Origin of the sequence: Streptococcus sp. HMSC077D04 (assembly GCF_001808785.1) — a bacterium.
Taxonomy (GTDB): domain Bacteria; phylum Bacillota; class Bacilli; order Lactobacillales; family Streptococcaceae; genus Streptococcus; species Streptococcus mitis_BX.
On the sequence record NZ_KV794547.1, the window covers coordinates 25,058 to 41,528 of the forward strand.

Annotated in this window: 16 protein-coding genes and 3 pseudogenes; 16 read left to right on the forward strand and 3 right to left on the reverse strand. The window is 35.5% G+C overall.

The genetic code is table 11. The annotated features are described in order from the left end of the window. Positions 1–251: 251 nt before the first annotated feature. The 4 genes from HMPREF2701_RS07160 (at position 252) to msr(D) (ending at position 5,902) form a co-directional block, all read left to right on the forward strand. Positions 252–2,003, forward strand: a complete 1,752-nt coding sequence (locus HMPREF2701_RS07160; protein ID WP_070482581.1) for a recombinase family protein — start codon at positions 252–254, stop codon at positions 2,001–2,003. Positions 2,004–2,545: 542 nt separating this feature from the next. Next, a complete protein-coding gene (locus HMPREF2701_RS07165) occupies positions 2,546–2,716 on the forward strand; it encodes a hypothetical protein (RefSeq protein WP_000873143.1) in 171 nt (56 codons plus the stop codon). 385 nt (positions 2,717–3,101) lie between these two features. Then, positions 3,102–4,319: a macrolide efflux MFS transporter Mef(A) gene (gene mef(A) / locus HMPREF2701_RS07170; protein WP_000417519.1), complete on the forward strand. Its 1,218-nt coding sequence runs from the start codon at positions 3,102–3,104 to the stop codon at positions 4,317–4,319. Positions 4,320–4,438: 119 nt separating this feature from the next. Continuing rightward, the gene (msr(D), locus tag HMPREF2701_RS07175) at positions 4,439–5,902 is read left to right on the forward strand and encodes an ABC-F type ribosomal protection protein Msr(D) (protein WP_000420315.1); all 1,464 of its coding nucleotides are present in this window, start codon (positions 4,439–4,441) and stop codon (positions 5,900–5,902) included. Positions 5,903–6,019: 117 nt separating this feature from the next. On the opposite strand, the gene HMPREF2701_RS07180 is transcribed toward msr(D), so the two are convergent. The 3 genes and pseudogenes from HMPREF2701_RS07180 to HMPREF2701_RS07190 form a co-directional block, all read right to left on the reverse strand. Further along, a complete protein-coding gene (locus tag HMPREF2701_RS07180) occupies positions 6,020–6,319 on the reverse strand; it encodes a DUF5960 family protein (RefSeq protein WP_001072467.1) in 300 nt (99 codons plus the stop codon). Further along, positions 6,306–6,674 (reverse strand): hypothetical protein, encoded by a 369-nt coding sequence (locus tag HMPREF2701_RS07185; RefSeq protein WP_070482584.1) that lies wholly within the window; start codon positions 6,672–6,674, stop codon positions 6,306–6,308. The genes HMPREF2701_RS07180 and HMPREF2701_RS07185 overlap by 14 nt, the downstream gene beginning before the upstream one ends. Continuing rightward, positions 6,671–6,850: pseudogene (locus tag HMPREF2701_RS07190) on the reverse strand (DNA polymerase); the annotation flags it as partial. The pseudogene HMPREF2701_RS07190 and the gene HMPREF2701_RS07185, both read right to left, overlap by 4 nt. Between HMPREF2701_RS07190 and HMPREF2701_RS07195 the strand changes: the two are divergent. The 12 genes and pseudogenes from HMPREF2701_RS07195 to HMPREF2701_RS11095 form a co-directional block, all read left to right on the forward strand. After that, a pseudogene (locus HMPREF2701_RS07195) lies at positions 6,842–7,279 on the forward strand (zinc ribbon domain-containing protein); the annotation flags it as partial. The pseudogenes HMPREF2701_RS07190 and HMPREF2701_RS07195 overlap by 9 nt on opposite strands. A 134-nt stretch (positions 7,280–7,413) precedes the next feature. Then, positions 7,414–8,301, forward strand: coding sequence for a nucleotidyltransferase domain-containing protein (locus HMPREF2701_RS07200; protein ID WP_070482586.1), 888 nt, complete (start codon positions 7,414–7,416; stop codon positions 8,299–8,301). A gap of 29 nt (positions 8,302–8,330) precedes the next feature. Next, complete coding sequence (locus HMPREF2701_RS07205; RefSeq protein ID WP_239682018.1) at positions 8,331–8,891, forward strand: Cap15 family cyclic dinucleotide receptor domain-containing protein; 561 nt, start codon at positions 8,331–8,333, stop codon at positions 8,889–8,891. Positions 8,892–9,224: 333 nt separating this feature from the next. Next, a complete protein-coding gene (locus HMPREF2701_RS07210) occupies positions 9,225–9,842 on the forward strand; it encodes an RpiB/LacA/LacB family sugar-phosphate isomerase (RefSeq protein ID WP_001219736.1) in 618 nt (205 codons plus the stop codon). Positions 9,843–10,045: 203 nt separating this feature from the next. Continuing rightward, positions 10,046–10,816 carry an alpha/beta hydrolase gene (locus HMPREF2701_RS07215; RefSeq protein ID WP_070482588.1) on the forward strand — a complete coding sequence of 257 codons (771 nt, stop codon included), beginning with the start codon at positions 10,046–10,048 and terminating at the stop codon, positions 10,814–10,816. A gap of 47 nt (positions 10,817–10,863) precedes the next feature. Further along, complete coding sequence (locus tag HMPREF2701_RS07220; protein WP_070482590.1) at positions 10,864–11,718, forward strand: ADP-ribosylglycohydrolase family protein; 855 nt, start codon at positions 10,864–10,866, stop codon at positions 11,716–11,718. A 109-nt stretch (positions 11,719–11,827) separates the two neighbouring features. After that, entirely contained in the window at positions 11,828–12,709 is an 882-nt protein-coding gene (locus HMPREF2701_RS07225; protein WP_000710105.1) for a diacylglycerol/lipid kinase family protein, read from the forward strand. A 63-nt stretch (positions 12,710–12,772) separates the two neighbouring features. Next, positions 12,773–13,276, forward strand: coding sequence for a phosphoribosylanthranilate isomerase (locus tag HMPREF2701_RS07230; protein ID WP_070482593.1), 504 nt, complete (start codon positions 12,773–12,775; stop codon positions 13,274–13,276). A gap of 161 nt (positions 13,277–13,437) precedes the next feature. Continuing rightward, a complete protein-coding gene (locus HMPREF2701_RS07235) occupies positions 13,438–15,180 on the forward strand; it encodes a glycoside hydrolase family 13 protein (protein WP_070482595.1) in 1,743 nt (580 codons plus the stop codon). Between the two features lie 109 nt (positions 15,181–15,289). Continuing rightward, positions 15,290–15,601, forward strand: a complete 312-nt coding sequence (locus HMPREF2701_RS07240; protein ID WP_000420556.1) for a hypothetical protein — start codon at positions 15,290–15,292, stop codon at positions 15,599–15,601. Positions 15,602–15,604: 3 nt separating this feature from the next. After that, the gene (locus tag HMPREF2701_RS07245) at positions 15,605–16,321 is read left to right on the forward strand and encodes an alpha/beta hydrolase (protein ID WP_070482597.1); all 717 of its coding nucleotides are present in this window, start codon (positions 15,605–15,607) and stop codon (positions 16,319–16,321) included. A 1-nt stretch (position 16,322) separates the two neighbouring features. Next, positions 16,323–16,439, forward strand: a pseudogene (locus tag HMPREF2701_RS11095) (type II toxin-antitoxin system death-on-curing family toxin); the annotation flags it as partial. Between the last annotated feature and the right edge of the window lie 32 nt (positions 16,440–16,471).

Below are 16,471 nucleotides of genomic sequence, written 5' to 3' on the forward strand. Positions count from 1 at the left end.
TTCTTATGATGACTTCATCAGTCATGCCATGGAGGTAAATGATAAAAATCAAAAGGAAGTGATTTTTTGAAATCAAATTTAGAAAATTATGTAGTAGAGCTAGAGATGTTAAATCTATTATTCTTAAAAAAACTTATTAGTGAAAAAGAATATGAAAAAATAAAGCTGAAACTACGTAAAATATACACAAATTAGCTGACCTTTTTTATTGGTTGCGGTAAAATAAATGCAGAGAAATAGGAGGTTAAGCCATGTCAAATAATGTTGAAATTATAAAAGCAAATCCTTTAGTAACTAGAAGAAATGATAATAGTGGTTCTTTATCGAGGAGAGTAGCAGCATATTGTCGTGTTAGTTCCGATAGTGATGATCAAAAAAATAGCTATGATTCTCAAGTTCGTCATTATAGAGAGTATATATCACAGCACCAAGATTGGAATTTGGTTGACATTTATGCTGATGAAGGGATTTCAGGAACTCAAGTTGGAAAAAGACAAGATTTTCAAAGATTGATTTCAGATTGCCTTAATGGAAAAATAGACTATATCATTACTAAAGCTATTGCTCGATTTGCTAGAAATACATTAGATACTCTCAAATATGTTCGTTTGCTCAAAGATAAACAAATTGGTGTATTTTTTGAAGAAGAAAACATTGATACTTTAACTATGGATGGTGAGTTGCTATTAACTATATTGAGTTCGGTGGCTCAACAGGAAGTTGAAAATACATCTGCCCATGTTAAAAAAGGTTTAAAAATGAAGATGCAACGTGGAGAACTTATTGGTTTTCAAGGTTGTCTTGGTTATGACTATAATCAAGATACAAAGTCAATATCAATAAATGAAAAAGAAGCCAAGATAGTACGTTATATTTTTGAACGATACATTGATGGTATTGGGGGTAAGGCAATAGCTAGAGAACTAGATGAACTAGGTTATAAAACTCCGAGAGGTCTTGATCACTGGCAAGATACAACAGTTTTAGGAATTATTAAAAACGAGAAGTATAAAGGTGATATTTTAATGGGAAAAACTTTCACTGTTGACCCCATTAGCAAGAGACGTTTAATAAATTTCGGTGAAGAAGATAAATACTATATAAAAAATAATCATGATGCAATAATTAGTCCAGAAATTTTTACACAGGCGCAAGAAATTCGATTACGGAGATCAGGAAACAAGAAAACAATAGCAAATACAAAAGGAAAACGAGAAAGATATTCAAGAATGTATCCTTTTAGTAGTAGATTGGAATGTGGTTTTTGTGGTACTGTTCTGTCTCGAAGAAGTTGGCACTCTAGTTCAGAGTACAAAAAGATTATCTGGCACTGTACAACATCTATAAAGAAAGGTAAAAAGCATTGCATCCATAGTAAAGGAATAGAGGAAAAAGCAATAGAAAATGCTTTTTTACAGAGCTATCAACAGTTGTTTTATGAAAATAATAACCTAACTGAAGACTTTCTTGAAATTATAAAAGAAGAGCTTACTGACGATACTTTAAAAGTGGAGTTGAATAAGATAGTTAGTAAATTAAATTCGTTGTACAAGAAAGAAGAAAAATTAGTTTCAATGAATCTTGATGGAAAAATTAGTGATTCTGTATATGAAAATAAATTTAACCAAATACAAATTGAGAAAGAAAAACTTTTAGAAGAAAAAGTAAACCTAGAAGTAACTTTAAAATCAGAAGTTGATATAAAAAGTAGATTAGAGAATTTTAAAGAAATTTTAACTTCACAAAAGACTCTGACTGAGTTTGAAAAGGACATTTTTGAAAGTATCGTTGAAAAAATCATAGTAGGCGGAATAAATTCTAATGGAGAAATTGATCCAGCAATGTTGACTATAATTTTTAAAACGGGAGATTCTTCGACTAAAGATGCAAAATCTTACAAATCTAAAAGGAAGAATGCTAAAATAGAAAATGATAAATTGTGTTTTAATACCGTAACCGATGACGAAAAAAAGTGTACAAATAAAGAAAACAATGCATGTTGAGGCGGTAAGTTTGCTAGTCAAGGAGTAAAACGACGAAGATTAGCATTTACTTCCGCCCATGCGATAGCTGTCCGTGATTGACAAGTGCTAGCACGCAGACAGAACGGAGATAGCGAACCGCTGAGTGTGTCGCTCTGCTCGTAAAAGCTTAGAAACCTTTGAACGAAAGGGATAATGAAAGCCTTGATTGCAAGGCTTTTTGCTTTATGGTGGGTAAGTATCAGAGTGAGAAAATTTTTGGAATGAGTAGAAGTGATAGCTAGAAATTATCAGTTTCTATTTCCATTTACCCTGTGGGTACGTGTTTGTTTCCATTGACAAGGAGTTTGTGGGAATAGAAATGTACCCACCTTGTTTGAATCAAGTGAAGTGTAGTTGAAGGAAATCTGTTGAAAGCAATACTTCATTTTACCGAATAAGTAATAATTTAGGCAACTTCAAATCGATTAAAAAAAACTATTTTAAAGGTTAAGAGTAGACAAAAATTGTCCACTCTTTTTTGCAAACTCAATTTATCAATAAATGAAATGAGGGAATGTAAAATGAAATATTTTGAGGTTGAGTTAGAAAATCCTGATGAATTTTTAAAACTACAAACAGAAGATTTTGTGAAAGCTAATCGCTTGCTACTAAGGAAGATAATCCAGAGCGTTACAGTCTATGAAGAAAACTTCGTCATATCCTTTAAATCTGGCATCGAATTGGAAGTATGAGTCTCATTCCATAACTTTTATATTGAACATATCATCTTGTTGTGTTATACTATAAATTGATATAAACAAAGATGTAGGAGGAACCGAAACTATGACAGCCTCAATGCGTTTAAGATAAGCTGGCAATAAAAAAAGCAGAATCTATACCCGATGATAGGCTTTTTTGTTGTGCTTATTTATACGATATTGAGCATTCATTAGTTACGGTGAGGATATTGGTTATTTAACTATACCTTTATTTAACTATGTCTTTAATATGAATGTTTCCAAATTGTATGTATGCAGACCAAAAGCCACATTGTGGGGTTTGGCCTGCATTTTTTATTGCCTAGAATGCTATTCAAAATAGAAATTCAAGCAAAATAATATGCAGGAGATAATATAAATGGAAAAATACAACAATTGGAAACGAAAATTTTATGCAATATGGGCAGGGCAAGCAGTATCATTAATCACTAGTGCCATCCTGCAAATGGCGATTATTTTTTACCTTACAGAAAAAACAGGATCTGCGATGGTCTTGTCTATGGCTTCATTAGTAGGTTTTTTACCCTATGCGATTTTGGGACCTGCCATTGGTGTGCTAGTGGATCGTCATGATAGGAAGAAGATAATGATTGGTGCCGATTTAATTATCGCAGCAGCTGGTGCAGTGCTTGCTATTGTTGCATTCTGTATGGAGCTACCTGTCTGGATGATTATGATAGTATTGTTTATCCGTAGCATTGGAACAGCTTTTCATACCCCAGCACTCAATGCGGTTACACCACTTTTAGTACCAGAAGAACAGCTAACGAAATGCGCAGGCTATAGTCAGTCTTTGCAGTCTATAAGCTATATTGTTAGTCCGGCAGTTGCAGCACTCTTATACTCCGTTTGGGATTTAAATGCTATTATTGCCATCGACGTATTGGGTGCTGTGATTGCATCTATTACGGTAGCAATTGTACGTATACCTAAGCTGGGTAATCAAGTGCAAAGTTTAGAACCAAATTTCATAAGGGAGATGAAAGAAGGAGTTGTGGTTCTGAGACAAAACAAAGGATTGTTTGCCTTATTACTCTTAGGAACACTATATACTTTTGTTTATATGCCAATCAATGCACTATTTCCTTTAATAAGCATGGAACACTTTAATGGAACGCCTGTGCATATTTCTATTACGGAAATTTCCTTTGCATTTGGGATGCTAGCAGGAGGCTTATTATTAGGAAGATTAGGGGGCTTCGAAAAGCATGTATTACTAATAACAAGTTCATTTTTTATAATGGGGACCAGTTTAGCCGTTTCGGGAATACTTCCTCCAAATGGATTTGTAATATTCGTAGTTTGCTGTGCAATAATGGGGCTTTCGGTGCCATTTTATAGCGGTGTGCAAACAGCTCTTTTTCAGGAGAAAATTAAGCCTGAATATTTAGGACGTGTATTTTCTTTGATCGGAAGTATCATGTCACTTGCTATGCCAATTGGGTTAATTCTTTCTGGATTCTTTGCTGATAAAATCGGTGTAAATCATTGGTTTTTACTATCAGGTATTTTAATTATTGGCATTGCTATAGTTTGCCAAATGATAACTGAGGTTAGAAAATTAGATTTAAAATAAACAATATTGGAGGAATATTTATGTATCTTATTTTCATGTAACTCTTCCTGCTAAAATCGCAGGGTTTTCCCTGCATACAAGCAAATGAAAGCATGCGATTATAGACAGGAGGAAATGTTATGGAATTAATATTAAAAGCAAAAGACATTCGTGTGGAATTCAAAGGACGCGATGTTTTAGATATAAATGAATTAGAAGTATATGATTATGACCGTATTGGTTTAGTAGGAGCAAATGGTGCTGGAAAAAGCACTTTACTCAGGGTACTTTTAGGAGAATTAACTCCCCCAGGATGTAAAATGAATCGTCTGGGTGAACTTGCCTATATTCCCCAGTTGGACGAAGTAACTCTGCAGGAGGAAAAAGATTTTGCACTTGTAGGCAAGCTAGGTGTTGAGCAATTAAATATACAGACTATGAGCGGTGGTGAAGAAACAAGGCTTAAAATAGCACAGGCCTTATCGGCACAGGTTCATGGTATTTTAGCGGATGAACCTACGAGCCATTTAGACCGTGAAGGAATTGATTTTCTAATAGGACAGCTAAAATATTTTACAGGTGCACTGTTAGTTATTAGCCATGACCGCTATTTTCTTGATGAAATAGTAGATAAAATATGGGAACTGAAAGATGGCAAAATCACTGAGTATTGGGGAAACTATTCTGATTATCTTCGTCAGAAAGAGGAAGAACGTAAGAGCCAAGCTGCAGAATACGAACAATTTATTGCGGAACGTGCCCGATTGGAAAGGGCTGCGGAGAAAAAGCGAAAACAGGCTCGTAAAATAGAACAGAAGGCAAAAGGTTCTTCAAAGAAAAAAAGTACTGAAGACGGAGGGCGTTTAGCTCATCAAAAATCAATAGGAAGTAAGGAAAAAAAGATGTATAATGCTGCTAAAACCCTAGAGCACAGGATTGCGGCCTTAGGAAAAGTAGAAGCTCCGGAAGGCATTCGCAGAATTCGTTTCAGGCAAAGTAAAGCATTGGAGCTCCATAATCCATACCCTATAGTCGGTGCAGAAATTAATAAAGTATTTGGGGATAAGGCTCTGTTTGAAAATGCATCTTTTCAAATTCCGTTAGGAGCAAAAGTGGCGTTAACTGGTGGTAATGGAATCGGAAAAACAACTTTAATCCAAATGATCTTAAACCATGAAGAAGGAATTTCTATTTCGCCTAAGGCAAAAATAGGTTACTTTGCACAGAATGGTTACAAGTACAACAGTAATCAGAATGTTATGGAGTTTATGCAGAAGGATTGTGACTACAATATATCAGAAATTCGTTCAGTGCTAGCATCTATGGGGTTCAAACAGAACGATATTGGAAAAAGTTTATCTGTTTTAAGCGGTGGAGAAATTATAAAATTGTTGCTTGCTAAAATGCTCATGGGTAGATATAACATCCTAATAATGGATGAACCCAGTAACTTCCTTGACATACCAAGTTTAGAGGCTTTGGAAATACTAATGAAGGAGTACACCGGAACTATCGTGTTTATCACCCACGATAAACGATTACTCGAAAATGTAGCAGATGTAGTTTATGAAATTAGAGATAAGAAAATAAATCTGAAACATTAAATTTAAGGTAGTCGCTGGTCAGTATAGTCTGTTCTGGTTGGCGACTCCATTGTTAAAGAGTATAAAGACTTTAGATTTTATGAATATTAAAAATAGGAACAGTCAATTGAACTGCTCCTATTTTTCTGCTAAATATATTGTAGTTTTCTTATATGTATAATGATAGATTAGCGGATTCTCATCTACGGTACTTACTTCAAATATGAAGAAGTGATCGCGGTTATCTCTGGACTTTTCCTTATTGAGGACAAAGTAATTCTTACGTGAAGTCGCCATTGTTTTTAGGATATCATCAGTTAGGAAGGTCAATGGAATATTCATGTTAGAGTAGCGGTAGAAGTCACGTTCAAAATCTTGGTAGCTCTCGCTATAATAGTCCATTTGTAGGTGATTACGCTGAAACTCAAGCTGATTCATAGAGCACCTCCTCGACAAGTTCAATACTAATAATGTCTTTTAATTTCAAATTGATGTGACCTGTTGTAGTTTTTATCAAAATGAAATCTTTGGTCAGACTTGGTATTGTTCCAGTGTAGGAAACACGCTTGTTTTTTTCAATCACTTGAATGCGTGTGTGTAGCTGCCCAGCGTATACTTGACTGAGGAGTAATAATTTCTTCTCCATTGACAAATCTGACATGTACGTTACTTTGTTTGTATCATCAGAGAGTGCTGATGTATGCTCAGATAGGAAAAAGCCCATCCATTTTTGCATCTTTGTATCCTGGTACTCTCTTGCTGACTGAAATGGTAAGGATGAACGGTCAATCATTTTAATCCCTCCAATACACCAGCGGAATGACCGCCAATAAGTTTACTGCGTTCAATATTTTAGGAACCTTCAGTTAGGACGGTTCCTTTTTGTATGGCTAAAAAGCCAAACTGTTCTCTGACAACATCAATAGCTGTCTGAAGTCTATTTTCTTTTTCAATTTCTTCTACATCATGCAAAATGAGGACAACCCTTTTACTACCAAGGTGTTCTGTGCAGAATGCGGTTCAGCTTTTGGACGTAAGAACTGGACGACCAGTCGTGGCAAACGTAAAGTTTGGCAGTGTAACAACCGTTATAAGGTAAAGGGACAGATTGGTTGTCAGAATAACCATATCGATGAGGGAACACTAGAGAAAGCTGTAATGATGGCAGTTAAACTACTGAGTGAGAATATGGATTTGTTGCATGGAAAGTGGAATAAGATCTTGGAAGAAAACCAGTTATTAGAAAAGCATTACAGTGTGTTATTGGCTGAATTGATAAATAAGGAGTGTTGGGAATATGATTCCTTTGAGATGTGTCAGGTACTAGATAGTATTTTGATTTCGGAGGATGGACAGATAACCGTTAGATTTTTGGAAGGAACAGAAGTTGATTTATAAGGCTGTAGGCATAGTATAGTTCACTATGTTTGCAGCCTTTTTTCTTGTTTAGTGGTATAATTATATGTAGGATTTTTTTAATATCGGTTACTTTTTATGAATTAACCAAAAAACTAAAATGGAGTTGTTTTATAATGAGATATTCTGAAGAAGCATTACAATCATGGATTAAGCCGTTATCTGCCACTGAAGAAACACGGGTTGAAAATACTAATGGAATGATTAAAGATGCAATAGAAAGGAGTGGGCTCTCTTCAAAGTATGAATATGAAATTTTTGCCCAAGGTTCTTATGCAAATAATACGAATGTAAAGAAAAATAGCGACATTGATATCTGTATCATGGTGAAATCTTTATTTTATTGTGAGTATGTAGATGGGTTATCGGACCTAGACTATAATTACTCTAGTAGCAGCACCAATGCTAATGTATTTAAAAACGAAGTGATTAAAGCGTTAATTTCAAAATTTGGTGCAGAATCAGTTTCTATTGGCAATAAGTGTATCAATATTAATTCTAACTCATATCACGTAAATGCAGATGTAGTCCCATGTTTTCAATATCGAAATTATAGATATATTGGTAGCAGGTCATCTGAAAAATTTGTTGAAGGCATCAAATTTTTTACCTCAAACGGAAATTATGAAGTAATTAATTATCCTAAAGTTCATATACAAAATGGTATCTCTAAGAATAAATCTACTCACTATAAATATAAATATTTAGTTAGGATTATGAAGCATATTAAGAACGAGATGCAGGAGCTAGGATTGACAAACGAACGCATTTCTTCATATTTGATAGAATGTTTGGTCTGGAATATACCTGAACAGATGTTTTTCAATAGTAATAGCTACACAGGGTTGTTACAGCAAGCGTTATATTACATAGTGTCTCAAGTGAATTTAAATTGGGTTGAAGTAAGTGGAATGTATTACCTTTTTCGTTCAGAGCAGAAATGGAATTTACAGGATACAAAAACTTTTTTAGTTAGAATGATTGAATTTTTGGATTATAAATAAAACTTATGAATGAACAGCAGAAAAAATTTTTGAATATTACAATATGGGTTTTTGCAATTTGCTTGTTATTAAGATTGTTAATAAGTGGCCAAGAGATTGCAGTGAATCTTAAATCTGATATTTTGGCATTGGTATATTCAGCCATTGGGTATATTGGTGAAGCTATATCAGTTACAGCAATTATTATGGCTATTTTTGAAAAAACAGCATGGCGGTGGCCATTACTATCTAAGATTCATAATGTTCCAATTTTATTTGCGAATTATGTAGGTAGTTTCAAGACGGACTATGATCAGAATGAAAGAAATTGTGAACTTACTATTGAACAGTCATTTACGACTATTAAAGTTAAGTTTAAAACGGGTGAAAGTTCGAGCCATAGCATTACAGCATCAATTATCAATGATAATGGAACACAAAAATTAATTTATACATATTTAAATAGCCCAAGGGCTGAATTGCAAAGTCCTATACATTATGGGACGGTAATTCTTGATATTGATAATCCAAATCAACTAGAAGGAAATTATTATACTAATCGAGGAACCAAAGGTTCAATGAGTTTTGAGATAAACAACCCTTCTCGCTAGTTGGATTTGTAAAGATTTAAATAAAGAAAGAAGAACTAACTATCGGAAACTTGGCATAGATGTAACAATACTGTATATTAACGAAGCCGTAAATACTCGCATTAGTTACGTTTAATAGTTTAATACGGATATTCAGCAGCTTTGATTTCGTTTCACAGTATAGGTAGTAACCGTCAAGACATGTGGAGGCGGTAGTTTTGATGTCAAAAGTTGCAACCAGTGAATAAATGAAGTGTAGAAAATAAAGGCTTGTTCAATTCAATATATAATGAATTACCGGCACCCAAACCAAAGAAAAAGAAATAATTAAATTAGAAGTTGAAGGGGGGAAGAATGAGAATCGGAGTTATTCAAGCAAGTTCGCAAGCGACCAAAAATCAAATAATCTATGATGCTGTATTAAAGTATGCTCCAAAGAAATCTGAGGTTATAAATTTTGGCTGTACGATGGAAGAAAATGAAAAATACTCGTATATAGAAATTTCTATTCTTATAGGTATCTTGTTGGCAAGTAGGACAGTTGATTTCGTTGTTACGGGCTGTTCTTCCGGACAAGGAATGATGCTTGCTTGTAATAGTATGCCTGATGTCATTTGCGGATATGCACCTACACCGAATGATGCCTATTTATTTGCTCAGATTAATAATGGAAATGCGATATCATTACCATTAGGTGAAAATTATACATGGTCAGGTACTGAAAATCTTGAAAGAACAATAGAAGCTCTTTTCTCGGAGCCATTTGGACAAGGATACCCCAAAAGTGAGGCAGAGAGAAAGGTAAGAGATGCTGAGAAACTTAAAGAAATAAGAAGAATCGGGCAGGTTCAGTTTGAAGAATTCGCAAATGTACTAGATATATCATTGTTTGAATCAATCAAGAGGAAACAGAATGTAATTCAGAATGTAAAGGCGTATGGGAAGAAAGAAATAGCTGATTTAATGAAATGAGTAAATCACAGTTTGTCGGGGTAATACCTTTTAACGATAACCTTATGCTATCGTCAAAAGGTTTATAGACATGTTCCCACATACATGTTCACTTGGCATACATAGTGTTCACTCGTTTTATGTCGAGTGTGTGGTACTGCTTTTAAGAGCTGATTGAACAAGGAAAATTAGCTAGTGAAAGTTCTACAGTAAGGAGTTTAAACATGAAATTCCATGAATTTGGTAATAAGAATTTGCCTCCTATTTTACTGATACATGGTGGTGGCAGTTCTTGGTGGAATTATCTTTGTCAAGCACGAATCTTGTCAAAAGAATACCGTATTATTCTACCAACTTTGAATGGCCACGGCGAGGAATATCAACTTGATTATGTTTCTACTGAAGATTCTGCTTTGGAGATTCTAGACTATATCAAAGCAAACTGTGGTGGGAAATTGTTTGCAATCGGTGGTGTTTCACTTGGTGGTCAAATTGCCATTGAACTTTTGTCCTTAGAGAGCGACATATCTGAGAAAGTTGTTATAGACGGAAGTATCTGTATTCCTCAACCAAGGTTGGCTAAAATCAGCATTTTTCTTGTACGTCTATTTGGCAAACTGATGTTTAGTAAATTCTCTTGTAAAATCCAATTAGGTATGATGAACAAAATTTATCCTAAACTGGCTTATCCAGATGAAATAAAAGCTTATTATTTGGAGGATCTGCCAAGGACGCCTGTTAAAACATTGGTGACCATTTACAAAACCTATATGGGGCATTACAAGCTGAAAGATATGATTTCTGCTAGCAAAGCTCAAGTTCTGTATATCTATGGTGAAAAAGAATTGAACTGTGTGAAAGAATCAGCGAAATTATTTCATCAGCTACATTCAAATACAATTTTGTATGAAGCAAAGGCCTATAATCACGGCTATTTGTCAGCTTACCTGCCTCAAGAGTGGATTGATTTGGTGGTACCATTTTTAAAGAGTTAACCATTGGGAATGTGTAATAAATCTGATATGTCACAAGGAGATATCTTATGCTAGGAGCAATTATTGGAGATGTTGTCGGTTCTGTTTACGAATGGAACAATATCAAAACAAAGGACTTTCCTTTATTTCGTAAAGACTGCTTTTTTACAGATGATACGGTTATGACCTGTGCTGTTGCAGAAGCGATTATGAACGGGGGACAAAAAGACGACTTCATTGACGCGATGAAGAAATATGGCAGACTGTATCCGAATGCTGATTACGGTGCTCGGTTTAATGCATGGCTAAATAGCGATAACCGTGATCCTTATAATAGCTTTGGGAATGGATCAGCTATGCGTGTTTCTCCATGTGCTTGGGTCATGGACTGTGGTTTTTATGCGAGAACTGGTATGTGGCCATCATCTAGAGGACTTGCGTGTCTTTCTGCAGAGGTAACCCATAATCATCTAGAAGGTATTAAAGGTGCAATGGCTACAGCTGATGCTATTTTTCTATGTCGTTTTTACTTTGGTGGTTATTGTAGAGAATACGAGCAATCAATTAACGACAATCCTAGGGAGTGTAAAAGACGGATTAAGGATTATATAGAGAAGGAATACGGCTACAATCTATCTCAAACTTTAGATGAAATCCGTCCTAACTATCGTTTTAACGAAACATGTCAGGAAACTGTCCCTCAAGCCATTATCGCCTTTCTTGAGAGTACAGATTTCGAAGATGCGATAAGAAATGCCATCTCACTTGGTGGCGACAGTGATACACTCGCAGCAATCACTGGCAGCATAGCAGAGGCAGCTTATGGTATTCCTGATTGGATAAAGGAAAAAGCCTACTCTTACTTGGATGAACCCTTAAAGGATGTAGTTAGACGATGGGAAAATAGAATAAAAGCGTATTAATCTCCAGTACGTCAGATTTCTCTTTTCTGTATTTTCGTAGTATAATAGGGATACGTTTAGTTTCATATAATGAGATATATATTTTTAACGAATATTAAGGAGAACATTAATGAAAAAAGCAATGGTAATTATCAACCCTACTTCTGGTGGCGAAAAGGCTTTGGATTACAAAGAAAAGCTGGAGAATAAAGCAAAAGAATACTTTGAGCACGTGGAAACCAAAATTACCGAAAAGGCGCTGGATGCAACACATTTTGCTGAAGAAGCTTCTCGTGAGCAGTACGATGCAGTGGTTGTGTTTGGTGGAGATGGGACTGTCAACGAAGTCATTTCGGGTATTGCTGAGAGAGACTACATTCCTAAGTTGGGTATTATCCCAGGCGGTACGGGTAACCTCATTACGAAACTGTTGGAAATCAATCAAGACATCGATGGCGCGATAGATGAACTGGATTTTGATTTAACCAATAAGATTGATATCGGAAAAGCGAATGACAATTATTTTGGTTATATCTTTAGTATCGGTTCTCTACCTGAGGCGATTCACAATGTTGAAATAGAGGACAAGACAAAATTCGGTATTTTAGCCTATGCTGTAAATACCATGAAGTCTGTCATGACAGATCAGGTCTTTAACATTAAGGTTGAGACAGAAAATGGAAATTATGTTGGTGAAGCTAGCCATGTGTTGGTTCTCTTGACAAATTACTTCGCTGATAAAAAAATCTTTGAAGAAAACAAAGATGGCTATGCTAATATTTTGATTCTGAAGGATGCTTCTATATTCTCCAAATTATCCGTTATTCCTGATTTACTAAAAGGGGATGTTGTCGCAAATGATAATATCGAGTATATCAAAGCTCGTAATATTAAAATTTCTTCTGATAGTGAATTGGAGTCAGATGTTGACGGTGATAAGTCAGATAACCTACCTGTAGAAATCAAAGTCCTAGCTCAGCGAGTAGAAGTATTTTCAAAACCGAAAGAGTAGAAGGTAAAAATTAGTTTATTATTCACAACGAAATTAAGTCCTATATCAACGATTGGAGGAGGAATGAATTCTCTATTTGATGAATTTCGAATAATTTGTTCTCATTTAAACCAAATCGGAATCACTCCGACGCTCATGGGGTCTTTGGGGTTTGAATACCGTTCAAATGAAGAATGGAGGCCGTCTGACATTAACATTCATGTGCCTGGTGATCCTAGAGGTTGGGAAGCGCCTGATCATCTCAGAATTTATGAGTGGGACAAGATAATGAAAGTGATGAAACACTTAGGCTATGACTTAATAGATATTCATGAGCATGAATTCAAAAAAGATGGACTGAGTGTTGAATTCGGAAGTATCGATTCTTTACCTGATTTTGCAGGAGTTTCGGAATCGGATATAGAGCTGATTCATCTCGAAAACATCACTTTTCGCGTTCCAAGTTTGGAACAGTTTTTAAGTATTTACAAGGCTTCTTCCCAAGATTCCTATCGAAATGATCACAATAACAATAAGGATTTTAAAAAAATAGAGTGGTTGCAAAGATATTTTTTAATCATCATTTGAAAAGTAGCAAGTTGTAAGACTGGCTGCTTTTTTATTTATAGAACCAAACCACTAGAATCTACGGATAAGCCTTGAAAATAAAATACGAAAGTAGTATACTAGAATCACAATTATGAAAACATTTGCGTAAAATTTGAATTAAAACTTTAGGAGACAAATTGATGGAATTAAGTGCTATTTACCATAGGACTGAGTCGGAGTATGCCTATCTTTATAAGGATAAGAAACTTCATATTCGGATTCGAACTAAGAAAGGGGACATTGAAAGCATTAACTTGCATTATGGAGATCCTTTTATCTTTATGGAGGAGTTTTATCAAGATACAAAGGAAATGGCTAAGCTCACTTCTGACGCCTTGTTTGACTATTGGCAGGTTGAAGTTTCTGTTGACTTTGCACGTATCCAGTATCTCTTTGAACTCACGGATACAGAAGGCCAGAGCATTTTGTATGGCGATAAAGGCTGCGTTGAAAATTCTCTAGAAAATCTTCATGCTATTGGAAATGGCTTTAAGTTGCCTTATCTTCATGAGATTGATGGCTGCCAGGTTCCTGACTGGGTTTCAGACACGGTATGGTATCAGATATTTCCTGAGAGATTTGCTAATGGAAATGCTCGATTAAACCCAGAAGGGACATTAGACTGGGATTCCTCTATCACACCTAAAAGTGATGATTTCTTTGGTGGTGATTTACAAGGGATTATTGACCATCTGGATTACTTGCAAGACTTGGGCATTACTGGTCTTTATCTCTGTCCCATCTTTGAATCGACGAGCAATCACAAGTACAATACGACGGATTACTTTGAAATTGACCGTCATTTTGGAGACAAGGAGACCTTTCGAGAACTGGTGAAGCAAGCACATCAGCGTGGCATGAAAATCATGCTGGATGCTGTATTTAATCATATTGGTTCGAAATCGCCTCAATGGCAAGATGTTGTCAAAAATGGTGAACAGTCTGCTTATAAAGATTGGTTCCATATACAACAATTCCCAGTGACGACTGAAAAGCTAGCCAATAAGAGAGAGTTACCCTATCACGCTTTCGGTTTCGAGGACTATATGCCCAAGCTAAATACAGCCAATCCAGAGGTCAAGGACTATCTCTTAAAGGTTGCGACTTATTGGATTGAAGAGTTTGATATAGATGCTTGGCGTTTGGATGTGGCTAATGAGATTGATCATCAGTTTTGGAAGGATTTTCGAAAGGCAGTTTTAGCTAAAAAACCTAATCTTTATATACTTGGAGAAGTTTGGCATACGGCTCAACCTTGGCTAAATGGAGATGAGTTTCATGCTGTCATGAATTATCCTTTATCTGATAGCATTAAGGACTATTTCTTACGAGGTGTTAATAAGACCGACCTGTTCATCGATGAAATCAATGGCCAGTCCATGTATTACAAGCAGCAGATCTCAGAAGTGATGTTTAATCTCCTAGATTCACATGATACAGAACGGATCTTGTGGACGGCCAATGAAGACGCTCAACTGGTCAAATCAGCCCTAGCCTTTCTCTTTTTACAAAAGGGAACACCGTGTATCTATTATGGAACCGAGCTAGCCTTGACTGGAGGACCAGACCCAGATTGCCGTCGTTGTATGCCTTGGGAACGTGTATCAAGTGACAATGATATGCTGAACTTTATGAAGAAACTGATTCAGATTCGCCAACATGCGTCAGCAACCATTCATCATGGCAAGTATAGTCTCCAAGAAATCAAAGCTGATGTAGTAGCTTTGCAGCGGAAATATGAAGGGCGAATCCTCAAAGCGATTTTCAACCAATCAAAGGAAGATTATCATTTACAAAAAGAAGCAGTAGCACTAGCAAGCAATTGCCAAGAATTGGAAAATCAGCTTGTGATCTCTCCAAATGGATTTGTGATTTTTCATTAAAGAGCGACAGGAAAATTGTAGTATAGAGAAGATTTTACAAGCAGACTATTTGTCGTCTTGCTGCAATTGGTATATAATTTAACTTAAAGAAAATAGGAGGACTGACCGAATGGAATTAAAAGATTTTACAGAAAAAGAACAGGAAATGATTAAGAAGGGGCTTACGACGTCTAAGATTAGTGACAAGGAAACTGCTGAAAAGATTCTTGCGCTAGTACCACAAGACTTGATTAAGCGAATCCCATTTTTCGTCAGAAAACATGCTACGACACGTACGATTAAACGCATTTCAATTGAACACCCTGAACTCTACGCTGCAGCTCAAACAAGTGGTGAAATTCCAGAAAAAGAACGCGAAGAATTACGTCAGATTATCACGACTATCTTTGAACAAAAGATGAATAAGCATAGTATTAAGTAGAGAATGAAAAAATATTTTATTGGCGGTCTGGGAAGCAATATCTATCATAGCAAGGATTTTCTTCAAGAACTAGATTCGCAGGTTTATTTTCTAAGTCCATATGAAAAGCATCTTCGAGATGAAACAGAATTGAAATTATGGTTTAAAAATGAGATTGTAGAAGGAGACTCTATCTGTCTGATAGGTCATTCTCTTGGAGGAGATTTGGCGCGTTATCTTGCATCGGAATTTTATGAAGTGACAAAACTGATTCTTTTGGATGGTGGCTATCTAGATTTAGATAAGATTTTACCTTTAGATGTGGAATTAGAGGAAACAAAAAACTATATTGAATCTCAAGTTGTTTCGGACTTAGCTCTTCTTATTTCTAAAGAAAAATCTGAAGCAAAGCATTGGTCAGAAAATATGGAGGAAGCTGTAAGACAGTCCTATCACTGGAATGCAGAGTATAATAGATATGAGTTGGCTATAAATTATGAAAATATAGAAGCGATACTCCGTCTACGAAGAAAAATCCAAGCTTTTAAGAGAGAAGTGGGAGATACCTTGTTTATTAGTCCTCGCTATCCTAATGAAGCTACATGGAGAGAGGACGCCCTAAAAGAATTGCCAGACTATTTTGATACTATTTTTCTAGAAAACGTTAGCCATGAGCTTTATACTGAAGCACCCAAAGAAATCGCTAGTCTAATTAATGAGTGGTTTTCTTATACTCATTGAGCTACTTGTATTACTTAAAAAAAAGCAGGTTTTTGCCAATGCTAATAAACGAACTGCTTTATTCGTTTTGGTGAAATTTATACAATTAAATGGCTATCGTTTTTCTGTTATTATTAAATAAGCACAAAATTCGTTAAGTTACATTTATAA